The sequence below is a fragment of the Pseudaquidulcibacter saccharophilus genome (genome assembly GCF_019455445.1).
GTDB lineage: Bacteria > Pseudomonadota > Alphaproteobacteria > Caulobacterales > Aquidulcibacteraceae > Pseudaquidulcibacter > Pseudaquidulcibacter saccharophilus.
In genome coordinates this window covers 102415-122838 of record NZ_JAHWUS010000002.1, presented here as the reverse complement: position 1 = coordinate 122838, position 20424 = coordinate 102415, and the positions used below count along the sequence as shown (strand labels likewise).

21 protein-coding genes and 4 tRNA genes are annotated in these 20424 nt (G+C 42.0%); 4 read left to right on the top strand and 21 right to left on the bottom strand.

Annotated features, from left to right (window positions below):
• Positions 1 to 86: 86 nt before the first annotated feature.
• The 3 genes from KXV15_RS06290 to KXV15_RS06280 form a co-directional block, all read right to left on the bottom strand.
• Positions 87 to 2813, bottom strand: a complete 2727-nt coding sequence (locus tag KXV15_RS06290) for a valine--tRNA ligase (RefSeq protein ID WP_240007325.1) — start codon at positions 2811 to 2813, stop codon at positions 87 to 89.
• 167 nt (positions 2814 to 2980) lie between these two features.
• Positions 2981 to 3697: a DUF2497 domain-containing protein gene (locus tag KXV15_RS06285; protein WP_240007324.1), complete on the bottom strand. Its 717-nt coding sequence runs from the start codon at positions 3695 to 3697 to the stop codon at positions 2981 to 2983.
• Between the two features lie 139 nt (positions 3698 to 3836).
• Complete coding sequence (locus KXV15_RS06280; RefSeq protein WP_240007323.1) at positions 3837 to 4457, bottom strand: protein-L-isoaspartate O-methyltransferase family protein; 621 nt, start codon at positions 4455 to 4457, stop codon at positions 3837 to 3839.
• 208 nt (positions 4458 to 4665) lie between these two features.
• On the opposite strand from KXV15_RS06280, the gene KXV15_RS06275 reads away from it, so the two are divergent.
• Together KXV15_RS06275 and KXV15_RS06270 are read left to right on the top strand one after the other, a co-directional pair.
• A tRNA-Cys gene (locus KXV15_RS06275) sits at positions 4666 to 4739 on the top strand.
• A 474-nt stretch (positions 4740 to 5213) separates the two neighbouring features.
• Positions 5214 to 5289 (top strand) — tRNA-Asn (locus tag KXV15_RS06270).
• Positions 5290 to 5370: 81 nt separating this feature from the next.
• On the opposite strand, the gene KXV15_RS06265 is transcribed toward KXV15_RS06270, so the two are convergent.
• From KXV15_RS06265 to KXV15_RS06230, 8 genes are all read right to left on the bottom strand, one after another.
• Positions 5371 to 6051, bottom strand: a complete 681-nt coding sequence (locus KXV15_RS06265) for a GNAT family N-acetyltransferase (protein ID WP_240007322.1) — start codon at positions 6049 to 6051, stop codon at positions 5371 to 5373.
• A gap of 76 nt (positions 6052 to 6127) precedes the next feature.
• Positions 6128 to 6204, bottom strand: a tRNA-Pro gene (locus tag KXV15_RS06260).
• A 103-nt stretch (positions 6205 to 6307) separates the two neighbouring features.
• On the bottom strand, positions 6308 to 6838 hold the full coding sequence (locus KXV15_RS06255; protein WP_240007321.1) for a GNAT family N-acetyltransferase: 531 nt from the start codon (positions 6836 to 6838) through the stop codon (positions 6308 to 6310).
• Complete coding sequence (locus tag KXV15_RS06250; RefSeq protein ID WP_240007320.1) at positions 6835 to 7320, bottom strand: MerR family transcriptional regulator; 486 nt, start codon at positions 7318 to 7320, stop codon at positions 6835 to 6837. Before KXV15_RS06250 ends, KXV15_RS06255 begins: the two co-directional genes overlap by 4 nt.
• 1 nt (position 7321) lies before the next feature.
• The gene (locus KXV15_RS06245) at positions 7322 to 7612 is read right to left on the bottom strand and encodes an integration host factor subunit alpha (protein ID WP_240007319.1); all 291 of its coding nucleotides are present in this window, start codon (positions 7610 to 7612) and stop codon (positions 7322 to 7324) included.
• A 152-nt stretch (positions 7613 to 7764) separates the two neighbouring features.
• The gene (locus tag KXV15_RS06240) at positions 7765 to 8736 is read right to left on the bottom strand and encodes a beta-ketoacyl-ACP synthase III (protein ID WP_240007318.1); all 972 of its coding nucleotides are present in this window, start codon (positions 8734 to 8736) and stop codon (positions 7765 to 7767) included.
• A gap of 86 nt (positions 8737 to 8822) precedes the next feature.
• A complete protein-coding gene (gene plsX, locus KXV15_RS06235; protein WP_240007317.1) occupies positions 8823 to 9917 on the bottom strand; it encodes a phosphate acyltransferase PlsX in 1095 nt (364 codons plus the stop codon).
• 73 nt (positions 9918 to 9990) lie between these two features.
• Complete coding sequence (locus KXV15_RS06230) at positions 9991 to 10569, bottom strand: ubiquinol-cytochrome C chaperone family protein (RefSeq protein ID WP_240007316.1); 579 nt, start codon at positions 10567 to 10569, stop codon at positions 9991 to 9993.
• 36 nt (positions 10570 to 10605) lie between these two features.
• Here KXV15_RS06230 and KXV15_RS06225 point away from each other — a divergent pair, with 36 nt between their 5' ends.
• Complete coding sequence (locus tag KXV15_RS06225; protein ID WP_240007315.1) at positions 10606 to 11091, top strand: outer membrane protein assembly factor BamE; 486 nt, start codon at positions 10606 to 10608, stop codon at positions 11089 to 11091.
• A gap of 64 nt (positions 11092 to 11155) precedes the next feature.
• Here KXV15_RS06225 and KXV15_RS06220 read toward each other — a convergent pair whose 3' ends face one another.
• The 3 genes from KXV15_RS06220 to KXV15_RS06210 form a co-directional block, all read right to left on the bottom strand.
• Entirely contained in the window at positions 11156 to 12223 is a 1068-nt protein-coding gene (locus KXV15_RS06220; protein WP_240007314.1) for an SH3 domain-containing protein, read from the bottom strand.
• A gap of 78 nt (positions 12224 to 12301) precedes the next feature.
• Complete coding sequence (locus KXV15_RS06215) at positions 12302 to 13483, bottom strand: SH3 domain-containing protein (RefSeq protein WP_240007313.1); 1182 nt, start codon at positions 13481 to 13483, stop codon at positions 12302 to 12304.
• 270 nt (positions 13484 to 13753) lie between these two features.
• A tRNA-Lys gene (locus KXV15_RS06210) sits at positions 13754 to 13828 on the bottom strand.
• A 261-nt stretch (positions 13829 to 14089) separates the two neighbouring features.
• On the opposite strand from KXV15_RS06210, the gene KXV15_RS06205 reads away from it, so the two are divergent.
• Positions 14090 to 14611 (top strand): hypothetical protein, encoded by a 522-nt coding sequence (locus KXV15_RS06205; RefSeq protein ID WP_240007312.1) that lies wholly within the window; start codon positions 14090 to 14092, stop codon positions 14609 to 14611.
• Positions 14612 to 14615: 4 nt separating this feature from the next.
• On the opposite strand, the gene tgt is transcribed toward KXV15_RS06205, so the two are convergent.
• The 7 genes from tgt to coaD form a co-directional block, all read right to left on the bottom strand.
• Positions 14616 to 15719, bottom strand: coding sequence for a tRNA guanosine(34) transglycosylase Tgt (gene tgt, locus KXV15_RS06200; protein WP_240007311.1), 1104 nt, complete (start codon positions 15717 to 15719; stop codon positions 14616 to 14618).
• Positions 15720 to 16784 carry a tRNA preQ1(34) S-adenosylmethionine ribosyltransferase-isomerase QueA gene (gene queA / locus KXV15_RS06195; protein ID WP_240007310.1) on the bottom strand — a complete coding sequence of 355 codons (1065 nt, stop codon included), beginning with the start codon at positions 16782 to 16784 and terminating at the stop codon, positions 15720 to 15722.
• Positions 16784 to 17236, bottom strand: coding sequence for a peptidylprolyl isomerase (locus KXV15_RS06190; protein WP_240007309.1), 453 nt, complete (start codon positions 17234 to 17236; stop codon positions 16784 to 16786). The genes queA and KXV15_RS06190 overlap by 1 nt, the downstream gene beginning before the upstream one ends.
• 79 nt (positions 17237 to 17315) lie before the next feature.
• Positions 17316 to 18062: a COG4705 family protein gene (locus KXV15_RS06185; RefSeq protein WP_240007308.1), complete on the bottom strand. Its 747-nt coding sequence runs from the start codon at positions 18060 to 18062 to the stop codon at positions 17316 to 17318.
• A 71-nt stretch (positions 18063 to 18133) separates the two neighbouring features.
• Positions 18134 to 18748: a superoxide dismutase gene (locus KXV15_RS06180; protein WP_240007307.1), complete on the bottom strand. Its 615-nt coding sequence runs from the start codon at positions 18746 to 18748 to the stop codon at positions 18134 to 18136.
• 142 nt (positions 18749 to 18890) lie between these two features.
• Entirely contained in the window at positions 18891 to 19745 is an 855-nt protein-coding gene (locus tag KXV15_RS06175) for a peptidylprolyl isomerase (protein WP_275671578.1), read from the bottom strand.
• Between the two features lie 4 nt (positions 19746 to 19749).
• Positions 19750 to 20268, bottom strand: a complete 519-nt coding sequence (coaD, locus tag KXV15_RS06170; RefSeq protein WP_240007306.1) for a pantetheine-phosphate adenylyltransferase — start codon at positions 20266 to 20268, stop codon at positions 19750 to 19752.
• Positions 20269 to 20424: the final 156 nt, after the last annotated feature.

Below are 20424 nucleotides of genomic sequence, written 5' to 3'. Positions count from 1 at the left end.
ATACAGAAATCTATTCTGTAATTATTCGGGCAAATAGAAAAATAAAAAACCCCCTTCCAAATTTTCATGAAAGGGGGATTTTTTATTTAAATCTCATCCAATTTTGATAATGCATTGGAATATTTGTCTTTTTCGTTTTGATAACCAGCAAGACGTTCCTTCTGCTCATCAACAACTTCTTGCGGGGCGCGGGCAACAAAGTTTTCATTACCCAATTTGCCTTCAATCTTTTTGATTTCGGCAATACAGCGCGCAACTTCTTTTGAAAGGCGAACTTTTTCGGCCTCAACATCCAAAACGCCCGCAAGCGGCAATGCAACCACCGCCTCATTATGAACAAATGTCACCGAACCTTTTGGTGTTTCATTGGCAGATGTCGAATATTCAAGGCGTGCCAAACGGTCAATAACGTCTTGATATTTCTCAAGCAAATTAACGCTGTCTTGGGTTCCACCCACCAAAATCGCGGTGATTTTTGTGCCGGCATTGATATTGGTTTCGGCGCGCAATGAACGAATGCCAGAAATCAAATCAATCACCCATGCGATTTCTTTTTCTACATCGTCATTAATAAGTGCCAACGGATATTTTGGCCATGCTTGGTTAATAAGCATGTCTTCGCGACCATGACCAAATTCCGCAACCTTGCCCCACAATTCTTCGGTAATGAATGGCATGAATGGATGAAGCAATTTCAAGATTTCATCAATTACCCATGCGGCGGTTTTGCGGGTTTCGGCTTTTAACTCTTCATCTTCACCATTTAATAGTGGCTTGATAAGTTCCAAATACCAATCACAGAAAATATTCCAAATAAAGGAATATAAAGTTCCCGCAGCCTCATCAAATCTAAAGCTTTCAAGGTTGCGTTCAATGTCTTTTGCCGTGCGGGCAACTTGGGAGACAATCCATTTATTCAATGTGTGTGTAACATTTTCAGGATTAAATTCCGCATCGCTTACACATTCATTCATTTGGCAGAAGCGTGCCGCATTCCATAATTTTGTGCCAAAATTGCGATAACCTTCAACCCGTTTCGCACTCATACGAATGTCACGACCAGGACCAGCAGCAATCGCGAGACAGAAGCGCAAGGCATCCGCACCATATTCATCAATCAAAGGCACAGGGTCAATAATATTGCCCTTTGACTTTGACATTTTCTTACCCTTTTCATCGACAACGCGAGAGTGGATAATGATGTTTTTAAATGGTGCTTTACCGGTAAAATGAATACCCATCATCATCATTCTGGCAACCCAGAAGAAGATAATATCAAACATGGTTACGAGTGTAGTTGTTGGATAGAATTTATCCAAATATTCAGTCTTTTCAGGCCAACCAAGTGTTGAAAACGGCCAAAGACCAGATGAAAACCATGTATCGAGAACGTCTTCATCACGCTTTAATTTGGTTGGCGCGCCATTTTTTTCGTCTGCTGCCTTTTGTGCTTCTTCTTCGGTCAATTCAACGAAAATATTGCCATTTTCATCATACCAAGCCGGAATACGATGCCCCCACCATAATTGGCGTGAAATGCACCATGGCTCGATATTTTCAAGCCATTGGAAATAGGTTTCTTTCCAATTATCGGGGGTAAAGGTCACGTTGCCGCTTTTTACCGCCTCTAATGCCGGAACAGATAAGGTTTTGGCGTCAACATACCATTGGTCGGTCAACATTGGTTCGATTACCACGCCCGAACGATCGCCAATTGGTTGGGAAATAGTTTTATCTTCAACCTCAAGCAAAAGCCCAAGTTCATCAATATCGGCAACAATTTGTTTGCGCGCTTCAAATCTATCAAGACCGCGATATTTGGCAGGGATAAAATCGGCATCCGCCATGCGTGCCTTGGTATCCATCAATTCATACATTGGCAAATTGTGGCGTTGCGCAACCTTATAGTCATTAAAATCGTGCGCGCCGGTAATTTTCACCGCACCCGAACCAAAGTCAGGATCCGGATATTCATCGGCAATGATTGGAATATAACGATCAGCAAGTGGCAAAAGAACTTTTTTACCAACAATCGACGCATAACGTTTATCAGATGGATGAACCGCAACCGCGCCATCGCCCAACATGGTTTCAGGACGTGTGGTGGCAATTGAAATATAATTGCGGGTTTCGTATTCGGTTGGATTGCCTTCTTCATCATAAGCAATCGGGAATTCATAAGTTTCGCCATTTTCAAGCGGATATTTGAAATGCCAGAAATGCCCCGCCTTTTCTTCATTGATAACTTCAAGGTCGGAAATTGCGGTTTCAAAATGCGGATCCCAATTCACCAAACGTTTGGCACGGTAAATAAGACCTTCTTTATGAAGCTGTACAAATACTTTTAATACTGCTTCGCTAAGCCCTTCATCCATTGTGAAACGTTCACGTGACCAATCACATGATGCGCCAAGACGTTTAAGCTGTGAAACAATTGTGCCGCCTGATTCCGCTTTCCATTGCCAAACCCGCTCGATAAATTTTTCACGCCCCAAAGAAGCACGGCTTTCATTGCCACCGGCTTGGGCAAGTTGGCGTTCAACTACCATTTGCGTTGCAATACCGGCATGGTCAAGGCCAGGTTGCCATAAAACCGATTTACCACGCATACGTTCAAACCGTGCAAGTATATCTTGCAAAGTATTGTTTAGGGCGTGCCCAAGGTGCAAAGAGCCGGTAACGTTTGGCGGCGGTATGACCATTGAATATGGTGCTTTATTGCCTTCCATATCTGGTTTAAACGCGCCCGCGTCTTCCCAATTCTTATAAATTTCAGCTTCTTGTGATTTTGACGAAAAATTCGGTTCTAACATGTTTACCCTGCGACAATCCGCAAATATTAAAAAATAAAGCCCGTATTATACGCACGGGCTTTATTTTTGAAGATATAAATTGCGTAAAATCAGCGTTTTTTTATGATTTTACCAGTATATGGGTCATTTTCTGGGATAGACCAAATGTCAATCTACCCTATCCCCGCCTAAAAACCGCGGCGCGCAATCCTTGCAAGCTCGGCCTCGACGCGTTCTTCAACAATACGTGGAAGGTTTTTATCAAGCCAATCTTTAAGCATTGGTTTAAGCAAATAAGCAACCAATTCTTCAACTGATGGACCAGATGCAAAATGACCAGGCATCGCAGGACCCAATTTTGCAAATGCTTCTGACGCTGCATTTGCGGCATCCGCACCAATCAAGCCAATTGTTTCCTCAAGATGCGGCGGGATAACTTTAGGCTGATAAGAAGCCTGTGGCTGTGGCGCAGGAGCTTGAACGGGTTCCGACATGAAAATTGGCGGCGGTGCGCTATCTTCCATAACAGGCTGTGGAATAGGTTCTGGCTCTGGTTCAGGAAATGCATCAAATTCGACCATAGGTTCTGGTTCGAATTCTGGCTCACGATCAACGGCGATGATTTCATCCGGCTCGTCAAATGCGACCACAGGCTCTTCAACAGCAACCTCTGCGAAATCGTCATCCATTGGCAATGCGTCAAAGTCAAAGTCAGGCGAAACAGTTTCAGCAACTGGTTCCGGCGCTGGTTCAAAGACTGGTTCAGCAGCCTGCTGCAAGTCCAGAACCTCATCAGGAGATTCTTCCGCAGCAGCCTTTGGGGCATCATCTTCAGAGATAATACGACGAATAGACGCCAAAATCTCTTCCATGGTTGGTTCTGATTGTGCTTCTGCCGCGCTCATGTCGCCCCCTTAAAAATTAAGCCCCGAATCAATAAAACGGCTTATAGAATAAACTGATTTCACTAATAACGTCCAGAAACTTATCATTTGGTAAATATAGATAATTTTCTGTTAAAATAAAACGGTATTGGTCAACAGATTAAAATACAAATTCTTTTTTGGCATTAAGTTCAGACAACTTTGAAACATTTGCCTCGAACAAAGAACGATATGAATGTGTATTTCCAGAAATCACATACAAAAGCCCAGAAGAGCGACCATTTTCATATTTGAATAATGCAAGGTTTCCGCCATCTTTAACAGCAGCGAACCATTCAGTTGGTATAGTCTCAACGGCACCGTCAACAAAAACAACATCAAATTTCTTGTCAGAAACTTCTTTTAATGTCGCAATGTCACCTTTGACGGTTGTGACACCATCAAATGCGCAATCAACAGTATCGATAACAGTAACTTTTGCGCCAATTTCGGCAAAGATTGCCGCAGAATATAGTGACGCGCCGCCAATAACCAAAACTTCGGCGCCTTCAGTAACGCCGGCCGCCTGCGCAAGCTTAGAAAAGTCACGCGCCTTCATAATATTGCGACCAGATGCAGTCGGAAGTTCAATTTCCGCATAGGCAAAGTTTTTGTCGCCATTTGTAAACTCCTCACGCGGGGTTTTCAAAATAGCTTCAATCAGCTTTTTGTCGCTTACATCATTGGTACGAACCTGGCTTTCAAGCATATTCTTACGGGCAACTTTAAAATCAACGCTCACGATTCATTATCCCTTAGTATTTTGATTACAATTGGTAACCGCATATCTCACTTTGTAAAAAAACTTGCAACGTGTAAATGCTTTAAATATCGCTTGCGCTGCATAAATTTTATTTTTTTACGCTTTTTTTAATTGTTTAAGTCTATTTCTGCTGATAGATAGCGCGAACTCAAAAGCGGCTTTATTCAAATGCCGTTATTTAGCATATGGCCTCGTGGCGGAGTGGTTACGCAGCGGATTGCAAATCCGTGAACCCCAGTTCGATTCTGGGCGAGGCCTCCAAAAAATATCCAATCCACACGCCAATAATACTAAACGCATACAATAGCGCATGCGAGATTTTGATTCTATTTTTTAACTTCATTAGCCAACAAATTCGGCATTATTTACGCATTAATCTGGACACATGCTTTCAGGGCAGTAAAAAACCTTATTAATTCAATTTATTACAAAATTATAAATTTTAATAATTCCGTTAACCCGTTGTTAACCATGAATCGCTAAAAAGAATTAGTGTCTTCTCTTTAGACACCCCACCATACCCAACACTTTCAGGCGAGGAATTTTATTCCTCGCTTTTCTTTTTTGTGATTTCTGGTTCTGGTTTTTGAATTTTTCACCTATCCATTGCAATTACAGACTAAAATTCAGCTCTAATCACCTATATTTATTGCGTTTTTGTCGATTTAGTGTAATTTGTCTGCAATTGGGTCTTGCTAAGTTTTTATAACTTGCTTAAACACCCGCCCACAGTGTTCCTCGATAGCTCAGTCGGTAGAGCAAGCGACTGTTAATCGCTGGGTCGCAGGTTCGAGCCCTGCTCGGGGAGCCACTTTTCCTTACCGAAGGATTTAATCAACGCAGGTCTCAGCACCTGCGTTTTTTATTGCCCGCAATTGCAAGCAATTGGCAATCACTTCTTTTTTATAATTGTAACGTGAATATCGCTTCGGAATTTAAAGCCAAGTTTTTCATATAGCTTTATTCCCTTTTCGTTTTCCGAATAAACATGAAGGAATGGGGTATCACCACGCTTTAAAATGCGTCTTGCCGTAATGGCAAATAATTTTGCCCCCATCCCGCGCCCACGATAATCAGGATGGGTTGAAAGTGCGGTCATTTCTGTGAATTCAGGCATTCTAAACCGCTCACCCATCATGGCAATTAAACGATTTTCATCAAACATTCCGATAAACTCACCAATTTCACCAGTGTTTGTGGCAAATGGGCCAGGATTGCATAGTTTTGCCAATTCATACATCTCTGCAAGATCACTTTTACCAAGTGTAACCACACCGGTTTCATCAACCTCAGGCGGGAGGTTATCAAGAATCATTTGGTGGCAATGCGCGCGCGCCACAATTTCAAAACCACCCAACGGCTCAATTGGAAAAGTATCTAAAAGCCAAAAACCATCATCGCCAATTTCAAGTTCATAAAGTGCATCAAATGCCGCTTTTGTATATTCGCTTACACCTGCGAACGGACCAAATTCTGGTAGCATGGCAATTGCAAATTTATCACCCTGCGCCCTAATTTTATGATGTGTAATAAGTGAATTATACGCCGGTTTATCAAGAATATGTTTGGTCAAAATCGTCCCCGTTGTCCGCTTATTAGCGACAGACGCATTTTATAACAAGTGAAAATTTTGATGGATTTATTGCCAATGGTCGGAGTAGCGGGATTCGAACCCACGACCCCTTGTCCCCCAGACAAGTGCGCTACCAGGCTGCGCTATACTCCGAATAAATTGTGAATTAATAAAAAGACTTATTGCGCGCAAGTGCAATTGGCATAATTAGAAGCGCCTGGATTTTTTGATTAAACATTCCTCACAATGGTAAAACCTATACAGATTTTTCCATAATAATAACTTCAAAATCGGAAACCCCGTCTTTTAGTTCAACATAGGGATGGATTTTTATAAAATCTATTCTTTGGCCAGTATCTTTAAAGCCATAACGCGCGTAAAAATCGACCAATTCTTTGCGGATTGAAATCACGCTTAGCTTTAATTTATCGGCGCCCCATATATTTCTTACAAAGTCTTCGACTTTGGCAATCAACATCTTGCCGATTCCCAAACCTTGCATTTCAGGATCCACCGAAAATTTACCAAATTCTATCCAGTCACCATTTTTGTTAACGCAAATAACCCCAACGACAATATTGTCACGCTCGGCAACGAAAAATTGATTGGCTTTATCGGCAAGCGCCGCCGCAATTTCCCCCTTTTGCAAACGGGTACCGGCAAGAAGGTTAAATTCAGTAGTCCAACCCTTTTTAGAGTCTTCGCCACGATATGTGGTCTCTACTAAATACTCGATGCGCGCAATATCATTAGCGTTCGCTTCACGGATGGTAATGTTATCGGTCATTGTGGTGGCAAAACCTTGTCCAAATGTCGTCGTGCGGCCTCTAATTTAATTAGGGTTTGCCGCAGCCGTAGCCCCATTGCCTTATTGCTGTTGCTAAAGCTAGGTGGAGGGGATTTTTTGGTTTCAGGTGTAGAAGGCGTGGCGTGCGTTTCGGCAACCTCAGGAGCATAGTTTTCTTCAGCTATACTGATGCCTATGCCACGTTCACGGATAAATTGAATACCATTATCACGAATCAATTTCTGAACGCCTTTTATCGTATAACCTTCATCTTGAAGAAGAATCTTTAGGCCACGCAATAGCGCCATATCCTGAACCCGGTAGAATCGCCGGCCCCCACCACGCTTTAGCGGTTTTAAAAGCGGAAATTTACCTTCCCAAAATCGCAGAACATGCGGTGCCACACCGATTTCATCGCTTGCTTCTGAAATCGTACGAAAAGCCTCTGGGGCCTTAAGGTTCGCACCGCCATAATCTGACAATTTATCCTCTTTCTACGCGCGCCCTAAGCATTTGCGAAGGTTTGAAAGTAACAACACGACGTGCACAGATATTTGCCTCAACACCGGTTTTAGGGTTACGACCAACCCGTGGTGCCTTATCACGAATCGCAAAGTTTCCGAATCTTGCAAGTTTAACAATTTTACCGCTTTCAAGTGTGAGAACGATATGTTCGAGCATTGATTCTAATAATTGTGCTCCATCAGTACGGGAAAGTCCCAATTCACGCCCAATAACATCAATTAAATGTGCTCTAGTTAGTGTCTCAGCCATAATTCCCCCTATTTCTTACATACAATAATAATCATGGATATATTAATCCAACAAATTCAGTATCGTAAAGAGAAAATTTTAGATTATATGTTAAAAAGTGTAAATTATTGCAGATGCGAGAAACCTAATACCCAGTTTTATTACATTTCTACTTATAACTGCACTAATGCTGCACCCCAAGTAAGGCCGCCGCCCATGGCTTCGAATAGAACCAAATCACCTTTTTTGATGCGCCCGTCTTTTTTGGCAAAATCATATGCCAATGGAACCGATGCCGCAGAAGTATTACCATGAACATCAACGGTAACTACAACTTTTTCTTCAGGGATACCCAAACGCTTTGCAACGCCATCAAGGATTCGTTTATTTGCCTGATGCGGAACAAACCAATCAATGTCTGAAACCGGACGACCAGCTTTTTCACAACATTCTTCAATCGCGCTAGAAATATTGGTTACAGCATGTTTGAAAACCGCCTGCCCTTCCATACGCAATTTACCAACGCGCGCATTAGAAGATGCGCCGCCGTCAACATTCAAAATATCGGCATATTTACCATCGGCATTTAGAACACTTGCAAGAATGCCCTTGCCTTTTGCCTCATTGGCATCAACACCTTGAATAACAGCAGCACCTGCCCCATCGCCAAAAAGCACACAGGTTGCCCGGTCTGACCAATCCATTATGCGTGAGAAAGTATCCGCGCCAATTAGAATCGCATTTTTTGCCTGACCAGATTTAACCAAGGCATCAACAATGCCAATCCCATAAACAAAGCCAGAGCAAACAGCCTGAACATCAAATGCAGTCGCAACTTTGCAGCCCAACTTTGCTTGAATCAATGTCGCCGTTGACGGAAACGTCTTATCGGGGGTTGAAGTTGCACAGACAATAAGATCAATATCTTCGGGCTTTAGACCCGCTTCTTCAATTGCCAATTTTGCCGCCTGCGCCCCCAAAACAGATGTGGTTTCAAGTGGTGAAGCAACATAACGGGATTTGATACCAGTACGCGCTGAAATCCATTCATCAGAAGTATCAACCATACGCGCAAGTTCATCGTTACCCACAGCTCGTTCTGGCGTAACCGCACATAATGATGAAACTACTGAAACTATTGGCATATTAAACCCCGTATCGTGCACACATACTATTCACATGAGTAAATTAATAGGTCATTGCTTTAAACATATAAATCGCAAATGCAAAATTATTTATCAGCCATAGCAGGCTCTTTGACCTCGCTACGAACTCGTTCAAGGCGTTCAAGATTATTGGCAATGAACTTATTATAATCCGATTTTGCAAGCTTTAATGCCACCTCAAGCGCGTTGGCAAAGCCCTTTGCGTTGGTTCCACCATGCGACTTAACAACCAAACCATTAAGCCCAAGGAATACGCCACCATTAAAATTTGCCGGATCCATAATTTTCTTTAATCTATTGAAACCATTGCTGGCGATAACAGCGCCAAGCATTGATAATGGGTCGGCCTTTAATGAATCTTTCAATAATTTTGCGATGAATTTCGCCGCGCCTTCCGCTGATTTAAGTGCAATATTGCCGGTAAAACCATCGGTAACAACAACGTCGGTTGTTCCCATTGAAATATCATTACCTTCAACAAAGCCATAAACATTTAGCCCAAGGGTTTCACCATGTTCACGCAAAAGGCGCATCGCCTCACGAACTTCTTCATGGCCTTTTTGATCTTCGGTTCCAACATTTAATAGCCCGATAGAAGGTTCTTTGATGTCGTAAATTGCTTTGGCGAATGCCTCGCCCATGATTGCAAATTCAACTAATTGGTCTGGATCACTGTCAACATTTGCACCAACATCCAGAACAACAGAGCGTCCACCATTTGGATTGGGCCAAGATGCCGTAATTGCCGGGCGGTGAACCCCTTTTAGCGTACGTAATTGCAGGTTTGAAATCGCCATTAATGCGCCAGTGTTACCCGCCGAAACCGCCGCATGAGCCACGTTTTTCTTCACGCTTTCAATTGCCCCCCACATAGAGGTGTTTTTACGACGCATTGCCTGTGATGGTTTGGCATCCATGCCAACCACTTCGTCAGAATGGATAATTGTATAATTCTTTATATCTGGCGCAGCAGCAAGGCGTTTATTTATTTCATTCTCAATGCCATGAAGTAAAAAATGCACATCACCATTTGTTTTAGCAAATAGATTTATGCCTTTTATAATTTCGTCTGGGGCATAATCGCCACCCATAACATCAATAGATAATGTAACGACATTCTGTGAGATTTTTGCATTCTCACCGGAATTGGATATTTCCATTAAAATCTAAAATCCTCAAAATATAGCCCTGCCCCCAAAGCAGAAACTTCAGATTATTTTCTTGCGATATATATTATTTTTTACAATTTGCCAAAATTTCCGCAGTTGGCAGTTGTTTAAGACGTTCATATAGCGCCCCAACCTCTTCGCACAGAATTTTTTCAATTTTATTATCAGACACAGTTTTTGAAAAAACATTCAATGCAATTTTGTTTTCAAATAAAACCTTATCACCTGACTCGATCGCTTCTTTGTACGATTTTTGACGACCATAAAAGCTTTCAGAAAGTGCCTTTATACGCTTTCCCACCGCCAAATCACCAACTCCCAAAAGCCGCATCGCATCATCAAAGCTTTTAAAAATTTTATCAAACAATTTTTGCGAAACACGTGATGAAAACTCATCACGACCCGAAAGCGCCATAAAAAAAGGCGTTGCAAACAATGCCACCATTTCAAAACGACCATCAGGGTCATCGGACACTTTTTCATCCCCAAAAAACTTGGGATTGCGGGCATATTTATTCAACTCTATTAACAAAGTGTCACTTGCTTCGTCGATTAATTTCTGATTTTTGAAAAAAGAAAACATTTTTACCTGTATGTTTGATGCGCTTTTAACTTGAACCAAACTCTTAACAAAGCTAGTCATTTGCAGGCTCGTTGGTGCAAATTTTAGGATAAATAGATGAGAACCACCCTTTTTGCCAGTTTGATTTGTTGTTTTGCTCTTGGCGCATGCAGCCCAATCATCAGTAAACATGGTTTTGTTACTTATGACGAAAGCTTGGTTAGCGCCAATGTCGGCTCTGATAGCAAAACTAGCTTGCTTAGTAAATATGGCAACCCTTCGCAAACTGGTACGTTCGATGACCAAGTCTGGTACTATATTTCATCAACCCAAAGCCAAGAAGCATTTTTAAAACCAAAAACTACCGAGCGTCATATCACTGCCATTAGCTTTGATGATGCCGATACAGTTTCACAAGTCCGCCAATATACATTGGCTGATGGTCGCGTAATTGATTATGACAAGCATAAGACCCCAACCCGTGGTCGTGAAATAACTTTCCTAGAGCAAATCTTTGGCTCGGTTGGTCGTGCGCCAGTTCAATTGCCTGGACAAGATCCAAACCTTCCATCGGCTGCTGGTGGTCCTAGAACAAACCGATAAAAACAAGCCGACAAACGTTTAGACTAATAAAAAAGCGCCTAATTTTTTAGGCGCTTTTTTATTTCTATTTAGGCGGTTCTGCACCAATTGGTTTTTGTTCGGTTTTATCCTTGGGCGGCGCATTTGCAATCGGCGGCTCTGCACCATTATTCATATTAACAGCCTCTGGCGTTGATTGCGTAGTTGTCGTTGTGCCAGTATCATTAACTGCCTTTGGAATATTTGGCCCCGGCGCTTCGGTTCCATCTGAATACATCCATTTATTTTGTGTTGCCGGTATTGTGATTGCATTTCTTGGGACGAAACCTTGTGTTCCATCACTTAGGCGAACAATATACCACCAATCATCTGATTTTGTTTGTCCGATTACCGAAACAACATCATTCATAAGCAATGGTTGCATTATGCGTGACTCTGAAAAAGGCGTTGCCTGAAGGTTGGTAATTGAATTTACGATGCCAACAACACCAACCCCTGCACCAGTGGCATTTTTCAAGGCTTCTTTATCTTCATCAGGGGCTGTAAAGCGCCCCATAATAAAACCTTTGCCATCTTTACCAAAATCAAGCCTATACCATTGCTCCCCCTGCGAGATAATGGTTCCAGTGGCCGTAATTCTGGTTCCACCATCAATTGTTCCGATGACCTGACCAGTTAATGACGGAATGGCGCGAATGTTCACCGCAGTTGTTGTTAATATACCAACAGTTTCATTCTTAACTTGTGACAAATCTACATTAGTGTCGATTTGCGCAACACTGTTTGCAGGTAAAAAGCCGTGTGAGCCATCAGCCGCAGTTACTTCTAACCATTCAACACTATCTACTTTTCCAGCAGATTTTCCCGATAAAATCGTTTCTTCTTTTAAGGTTGCAATGATTTTTGCCCCCATTGATGGCTGCGCCCTTAATTCAACTTTATCAAGCGTTTTATAAGAATTAAGGGTTGGTTCTTTTAATTGGCTGCCACCATTATACTTGCTCATATAATCGAGGGCAAAGTAACCGCCCACGCCCACAGCAACAATACCTGCAAGCGCAAATATAAAAAATGTTGCACCGGAAAGTGCTTTCTTTTTCACAGGACGAGACCTTTTTGAAACTGAATAATCATCGTCATCATTAGGCTGCATAGATATATCCCAAGGCAAGTATTACCGCGCTATAATTTCTATACCGCTCGAAAAATTATTCGCAAGCTGCTTTAGCCATTAGTTCAAAGGTTTGACAGTTGCTTTTGAAACCCAACCATCAACCCCAAGTGCCTTTGACTGCACGTGAAGCCATGTGGTTCCGTCAACAACTTTTACGTCACTAACCTTTAGAACGGTTCCTTTATCAAGCTTTGAGACAATATTATCAGCAGATGACGCATTAGAATCATTTCGAAGATTTGCCGATTCAGAACTTATTACGACATTGCTTCCGCTATTGATTGTGACTTTGCTTGCATCACCAGTTTCATAAGTTTTCAGACCACTTGTTTTAACCGGCTCCATTGATGGCTTTTGCGATGATAATAAAGTCGCAGATACCCACCCCTCACCGCCACTTGGCAATGTAACACGATACCATAATTTTCCATCAAGAGTTCGGGTTGCGGATGCGGTTAAAGTATCACCCTTTAATGCCTCAGCAATTTTCTTAGCAGTTGGCCCGACACCTTCACGAATATTAGCTTTATCCGAATTTACATACAGAATTGCCGGTGCTTGTTCAGTTACATCTGAAATAACAGGTGCTGGTGGCGTTGCATCCTCAATCTGTGGCTGACCGATTAATGAGCCGTCCTGATTAACTGGTACAAGCTGCTCTGCGGCAACATAGCCAATCATACCTTGTTTATATGGGATTGAAACACGGTAATAATTTTTACCATTGTATGTGGTTTGCCCAGTTACATCAACGGCAACACCTTCGCCAATTGTGGCGATTGCTTTACCTTCTGCTGGTGTATCGTAAGCAGGTGTGCTGGCCAATGTTTTTAACATCTGCGGTTCGGCAAAATCTTCAACCTGATAATCATTGCTTGGTGCCACAGTTTCATTACTTGCAACAGTTTCCTGATTACCCTTGTTGTGATTATCCATCATGCGAAGGCCAAGGAACACACCACCGGCAATAATAACGACAATCGCCGCGATTTTGGCAATTTCCAACCCACGTGATGGCTCTTCTTCATAAACAGGCTGTGGCGCCGCCCTACGGCGCTGACCAGGCATTACAGTTTCTGCTTCGCGTGTTGTGTCTGTGGCATCATCAGATGCCACCAACGCCAATGGCGCGCCACATTCAGGACAAATGCTGCCGATGCCCGCATATGGCAATAATTTACCGCTTGCAGCCAAAGAACATTTATCAACATTATTTGAACACCGACCTTTTCTTAACATTACATTTCCCCGAAAACAGAATCTTTCAAACCTAATATTATTTGATTATGTTGTAAATTCGGCAAAAGATGAAAGTATTTTTAATTCGATGTAAATCATGTCGTTCACCCCGAGCCAAAAAATACAAAAATTTATGTCAATAAAAATTGGAAACCACGCTTTTCAATTTTTATTGTCTTTATTCCACAAATTCCTGAGTGAGGAGCAAAGCGACGAAGGTGGGAATATGAAAACAAAAAAGCCACTCCCGAAGGAGTGGCTTTTTGTGAATGGTGGGCCGGGTGGGGATCGAACCCACGACCACTCGATTAAAAGTCGGGTGCTCTACCGCTGAGCTACCGGCCCATCAAAATTGTCGTTCAACAATTGAGGTGTGCGGTTTAGCGATTTAAGACAAAACGTCAATCTCTTATGCGCACTTATTCTCACATTTTAAGCAGCTTTTTACACTTAATTGCAGATACACCCTGTTTTTACAGCATGTTACAGCGCTGTTTAAATTAAATTAGCCTTAATTATAGCATGACTTGGTTGTAATTGTATTTTCTATATAATATCATTTTTATATTATCTGTTTTCGAGGGACTAATTTTATGAGGTGTGTTTATGAATAGGTATTTTAAATGCGGTCTTATTATTTCCTCTTTGACACTGGCTACCTTGGGATTGACGTCTTGTGCATCTTCCAAGAATGCTGAAGATGGTACAAAAAACGCTGCTGGTAAGATTATTTCGCAGCCATTTAAGGATTTAAACCTTATCAAAACCGATATTCCACCGACGCTTGCACAGATTACGGACCCGTATGCGACGCCCGAAGTTGTTGATTGCGATTGGATTAATTACCAATTGTCAGAGCTTGATAAGGCACTTGGTCCCGACCCCATCATGAAGGCACGCGAAGATAAAAAGACCCTGTCCGAGCAAAGCTCTGATTTAGCTGTAGAAGCTACGAATGACGCAATAAATTCTGCGGCAACGGGAATTATTCCGGCACGCGGCATTGTTCGCAAGCTAACTGGCGCTGAAAAGCGTGATAAAAAGCTAAATAAGGCGTATGAAATGGGTAAGATTCGCCGTGGCTATCTAAATGGCCTTGCCGAAGCAAAGAAATGCCGTGGGCAATAAATAATTATTTCCACTTTGCCCGTAATTCATTTGCGAATTCGTCAAAATAGCCGCCGGCAATTGCCGCGCGAATCTTTTGCATCATATCCTGATAAAACGCGATATTGTGCCAGCTTAGTAAAGTTTGCCCCAATATCTCACCGCATTTAAAGAGGTGGTTTAAATAAGCCTTGGAATAATTTTGGCTAGCTTCACAATTCACAGCAGAATCAAGTGGCGATAAATCTTCGATAAATTTGGCATTTTTTATGTTGATTGGTCCATCCCATGTCCAAGCCTGACCGTGGCGACCAGCACGGGTTGGTAAAACACAATCAAACATATCAACGCCGCGCGCGACTGATTCTAAAATATCAATCGGTTTGCCAACGCCCATTAAATAGCGTGGGCGTGCATTTGGAAGGTGTGGCACAGTAAAGTCGATAACTTCACACATGGTTTCATGCCCTTCCCCGACCGCAAGACCGCCGATAGCAAAGCCATCAAAGCCCATATCAACCAACGATTTCGCTGAGCGTTCGCGTAAGCCAGGGAAAACCGAACCTTGTACAATACCGAAAAGGTTTTGGGTTTCGCGGTCACCAAAATGATTCTTGCACCTTTGCCCCCACCGAAGTGATAATTCCATCGAATCTTGGGCTTCTTTGTGCGTTGAACCAAACTTTGTGCATTCATCAAGCTGCATAATAATATCAGAGCCAATCTGATCCGCTTGAATATCCATGCATGATTCGGGCGTAAGTTTGTGGCGCGAACCATCGATATGGCTTGCAAAAGTCACACCCTCTTCGGTGATTGTGCGCAAACTAGATAATGACCAAACCTGAAAACCACCAGAATCAGTCAACAAAGGCTTGTCCCAACGCATAAATTCATGCACACCGCCAAGACGTTTTAGCCGCTCACCACCTGGTCTAAGCATAAGGTGATAAGTATTCGCGAGGATTATATCCGCACCAGTCGCCTTAACTTGTGGCACAGTTAATGCCTTTACAGTTGCCGCAGTGCCAACCGGCATGAATGCAGGGGTACGAATATCACCGCGCGGGGTTTTTAATATTCCGGTACGTGCTCTGCCTTGTGTAGCATTTATTTTAAATTCAAACACTTATATAACCTTCTTAATCCATAAACCCGCATCACCATAAGAGAAAAAGCGGTATTTATTTTTAATGGCATGTTGGTATGCGGCCTTTACCTCATCAATCCCTGCGAATGCCGACATTAACATCAAAAGTGTCGATTTTGGCAAGTGGAAGTTGGAAATCAAGGCATCAACAAAACGAACTTGTTTGCCGGGGTGCAAAAATATATCGGTTTCTTTTTTTACCGCAGTTACATGACCACTTTCGTCAAGCGCACTTTCAATTGAGCGTAAAGAGGTTGTGCCAACACAAATCACGCGCCGCCCCTCTCCCTTGGCTTTATTAAGTGCATTTGCGGTTTCTTCAGAAATTTCAAAATATTCTGAATGCATTTTATGTTCGGAAATATTTTCTGACTTAACGGGCAAAAAGGTTCCCGCACCAACGTGAAGCGTTAAAAAATGGGTTTCAACCCCTATATTGCGCAATTCATCCAAAATTTCTGTGGTAAAGTGCAAACCAGCGGTTGGGGTAGCAACCGACCCCTCGATTGCCGCATAGGTAGTTTGGTAATCACTTTCATCTTTTTCATCGACCGCGCGTTTTAGGCCGATATAGGGCGGCAAAGGCATGTGACCAATACCATCAATCGCGTGCAATAATTCATCACCCGCTTTTGAAAACTGCAACGCAATGTCACCGCCATCGTCTTTTTCCAAAACAATTGCAGAAAGTTCGGGCGAAAAAACAATTCTATCCCCCTGATGCAATCTTTTTGCCGGCTTACAAAAAGCCCGCCAAACATCTGGGGCAGTGTTTTTATGAAGATTGACATTGATTGCCACGTCTTTGGAATTTTCGTCACGCGCGTGGCGTATGCCGTCCAATTGGGCGCGAATGGTTTTGGAATTATTAAAAACCAAAACATCCCCTGCCCGAAGCAATGATGGCAAGTCATGAAAAATATAATCTTTTATTTCATTCTGATTAGGGTCCACATAAAGCAAACGCGAAAAATCGCGCTTTGCCGCCGGGCGAAGCGCGATTAATTCGTCATCTAATTCAAAATCGAAATCAGATAAAAGCATTACTCGATAGTTGCTTTGATAATTTTACCAGGGTTGCGTGGTGGCTCACCTTTTGGAAGTGCGTCAACTGCATCCATACCTTCTTTAACCACACCCCAAACAGTGTATTGGCGATCAAGGAATGTCGCATCATCAAGGCAGATGAAGAATTGGCTATTTGCAGAGTGCGGATAGTTTGTACGCGCCATAGAGCATACACCACGAACATGTGGTTCTGCGTTGAATTCTGCTTTAAGGTCAGGCTTTTTAGAACCACCCATACCAGTACCATTCGGGCAACCACCTTGGGCCATAAAGCCATCAATTACGCGGTGGAAGATAATGCCGTCATAAAAACCTTCGTTTACAAGTTCTTTGATGCGGGCAACGTGGTTTGGTGCCAAATCAGGGCGAAGTTCGATTTTAACTGTACCAGTATCAAGTTCGAATACCAATGTATTTCCGTCAGCCATTTTTATCCCTTTTGAATAATGCTTAAAAATTGCCGCGCCAAATATCACATATAGATTGATATGGAAACTATTATTGCAATTACCTTACAGCACGTTTTTTATAATTTTCGGAAAAATACAAAATCAGGATAAAAAGCATAACCGCCGCGATTGACGCATAATCACGCGGAAGGTTAAGCCCACCGCTTTCTAATGGCTTGGTTAGAAAATCGCCAAAAGTTGCGCCAAACGGTCTTGTAAAAATGAACGCCACCCAAAACAAAATTGTTTCATTGATTTTCGTAAAATAGTGCAATGCAAGAACAACCACAATTATTGCAGATGTTGCCATGGCTCCCGCTATATAAGAAAGCCCCAAATCATCAACAAGATAATCGCCAAATGCGGTTCCCAAACTATTGGAAATTAGTACGGCACACCAAAAAAAGATTTCCGTACGTTTGTTACTTATTGCATTTACCGAAACATTCCCTTCGATACGATGCCATATAAATAAGGCAATTAATAATAATGTCGATAATAAAATTGACCCACCGATATAACCAAGGTGCAAACTTCTATCCATAAAATCGGAAATTTCTGTCCCTGCGGTTGTGGTTCCAATTATGGCAAGCCAGAAAAGCCATGAATAATATTTATCGGCACGAATTTGCATCAATAAAATCACGAATAATGCAGAAAATGTAATCATAATTCCGGTTAGGTAACCAAGGTTTAGCGACATTGAAATAAAGTCACCTAAGGTCTCACCCAATGTGGTTGCAATGATTTTCAAAACCCAAAAAACAAAAGTAACTTGGGCGATTTTTGTATAATTATTTGTCATAAACAACCAATAAAAAAGGGGGTCTAACGAACCCCTTTTTAACATGAATATATGTAATTACATATTAAATGTTATTTATCACCGCTGAATTCTTTGCCAGCAAGCATTTCATTCGCAAATTCCCAATTTACAAGTTTTTCAAGGAAAACTTCTAGGAATTTTGGACGAAGGTTTTGGTAATCAAGGTAATAAGCGTGTTCCCAAACGTCACAAGTAATGATTGGTTTTTCACCAGCAGTAAGCGGGGTTTCAGCATTTGGGGTTTTGGTTACTTTTAGCTTGCCATCAGTTCCAAGAACCAACCACGCCCAGCCAGAACCAAATTGGGTTGCGCCAGCATTTTTGAATTCAGTAACAAAGTTATCATATGAACCAAAATCAGCCGCGATTTTATCAGCAATTGCGCCAGTTGGTGCGCCGCCGCCATTTGGTGACATAGAGTTCCAGAAGAATGTATGGTTCCAAACCTGTGCAGAGTTATTGAAAACACCAGGGTTTTTACCAGCAGACGCCAAAATAATCTCAACCAAAGTTTTACCTTCAAATTCAGTATCTTTGATAAGATTGTTAAGGTTCACAACATAGGTATTGTGGTGTTTTTTATGGTGATAGCTGAAGGTATTTGCAGAATAATGAGGTTCAAGAGCATCATCAGCATAAGGTAAAGCGGGAAGTTCAAAAGCCATTTTCAGATTCCTTTTCTAATTTTAGATGCGACAAAATAGCACAGAGCATAGATAGGACTGCACTAATAAAAATGCAATCAGCAAATCATATAAAAACGCTAAATTATCATAATTCCATAATATATAAATGGAAATTTGACGATTATTGTGCCTTTACCAATGGCTCAAAACTACAATTGTTAAAACTATCGCCCTTGGCTGTAACTTCGGCTGCAAGGCGTTGTTTAAAATAGTTTGAATTTGGATCTTCATAAAAAGCTTTTGGGCGGTTTTTATCTTTTATATCGGCCAAAACCTGCACTTTAATCATTTTATCGGGGTCAACCACCGGCTCACCGATTTTGATGGCCTTAACCACATCAACGCCGGAAACCACACGCCCCCAAACACTATATTTTGCGTTCAAAGCAGGGGTTTCGCCGCGCATTAAAAAGAATTGGCTATTACCGCTATCGGGGTCCATTGCGCGTGCCATTGATGCCGTGCCTTCGCAATGATTGGCAAATGCCGTTAATTGACCGCTTTTGATGATGCTTAAAAGTGCGCTTGGTTGTGAGGTTGCAGGCAAGAAACCAAAATAACCAAGACTTCTGCCATTAATTGTAGCAGCTTCTACAAACGGGCTATCTTTACCGCGAGAAAATGTGAATTCAGCCTTTAAATCAGGCAATTGTGAACCACCAGTTCCGGTTCCGGTTGGGTCACCAGTTTGATCCATAAAGCCATCAATAACACGGTGAAAAACCACGCCATCATAAAAGCCTTGTCTTACAAGTGTTTTGATACGCTCAACATGGTTTGGGGCAATATCGGGCGAAAGAGCAACAATAATCTGACCCTTTGTGGTATCAATCACGATAACATTTTCTGGATCAATCGGTTTAAAAACCACTTTTGACATATCAATATTGGTGGTTGCATCTTGTGCAAATGCCGCCTGCCCTGCCAACATAAGGCTAATTGCGGCAATACCGGTTTTAATAAGAATGTTTTTCATTTTATTATTTTTGCTTCTGGTCACCCAGTTTCTCCTTTAATGCCTGTTTTACGCCATCGGGAACAAATTTCTCGACCTCACCACCTAAACGATATATTTCCTTAACCAGACGTGAAGCAATTGCCTGATGCTGTGGTGCAGCCATAAAAAATACAGTTTCAATATCGGAATTAAGTTTTTGGTTCATGCCAACCATTTGGAATTCATATTCGAAATCGGCAACCGCACGCAGACCGCGAACAATACAATTTGCCTTATGTTCAACGGCAAACTGCATCAAAAGACCATCCATAGGCACGGCACGAATAACCGCATCGGTGCGAATATGGCGAATTTCGTTTTCAACCATCGCCACACGTTCCTCTAAAGTAAACAGAGGCCCTTTATCGCGGTTTACGGCAACGCCAATCACAAGTTCATCAAAAATTTTCACCGCCCGGCGAATAATATCAAGATGACCGAATGTTATGGGGTCAAAAGTTCCTGGGTAAAGCCCTACTCTTGGTTCACCTAATTTTGCCATAACATTCCCCTAAAAAATTTGGTTTATTCTAATTCTGGGTCACTTTACCAAACCCAATTGCAAAAATAAATCAACCAATTTCACAATAAATCAGGACACGCATGTATATAAACCAAAAATACGGGTGCTGATGTTAAATTACCGCAATTTTGTAAG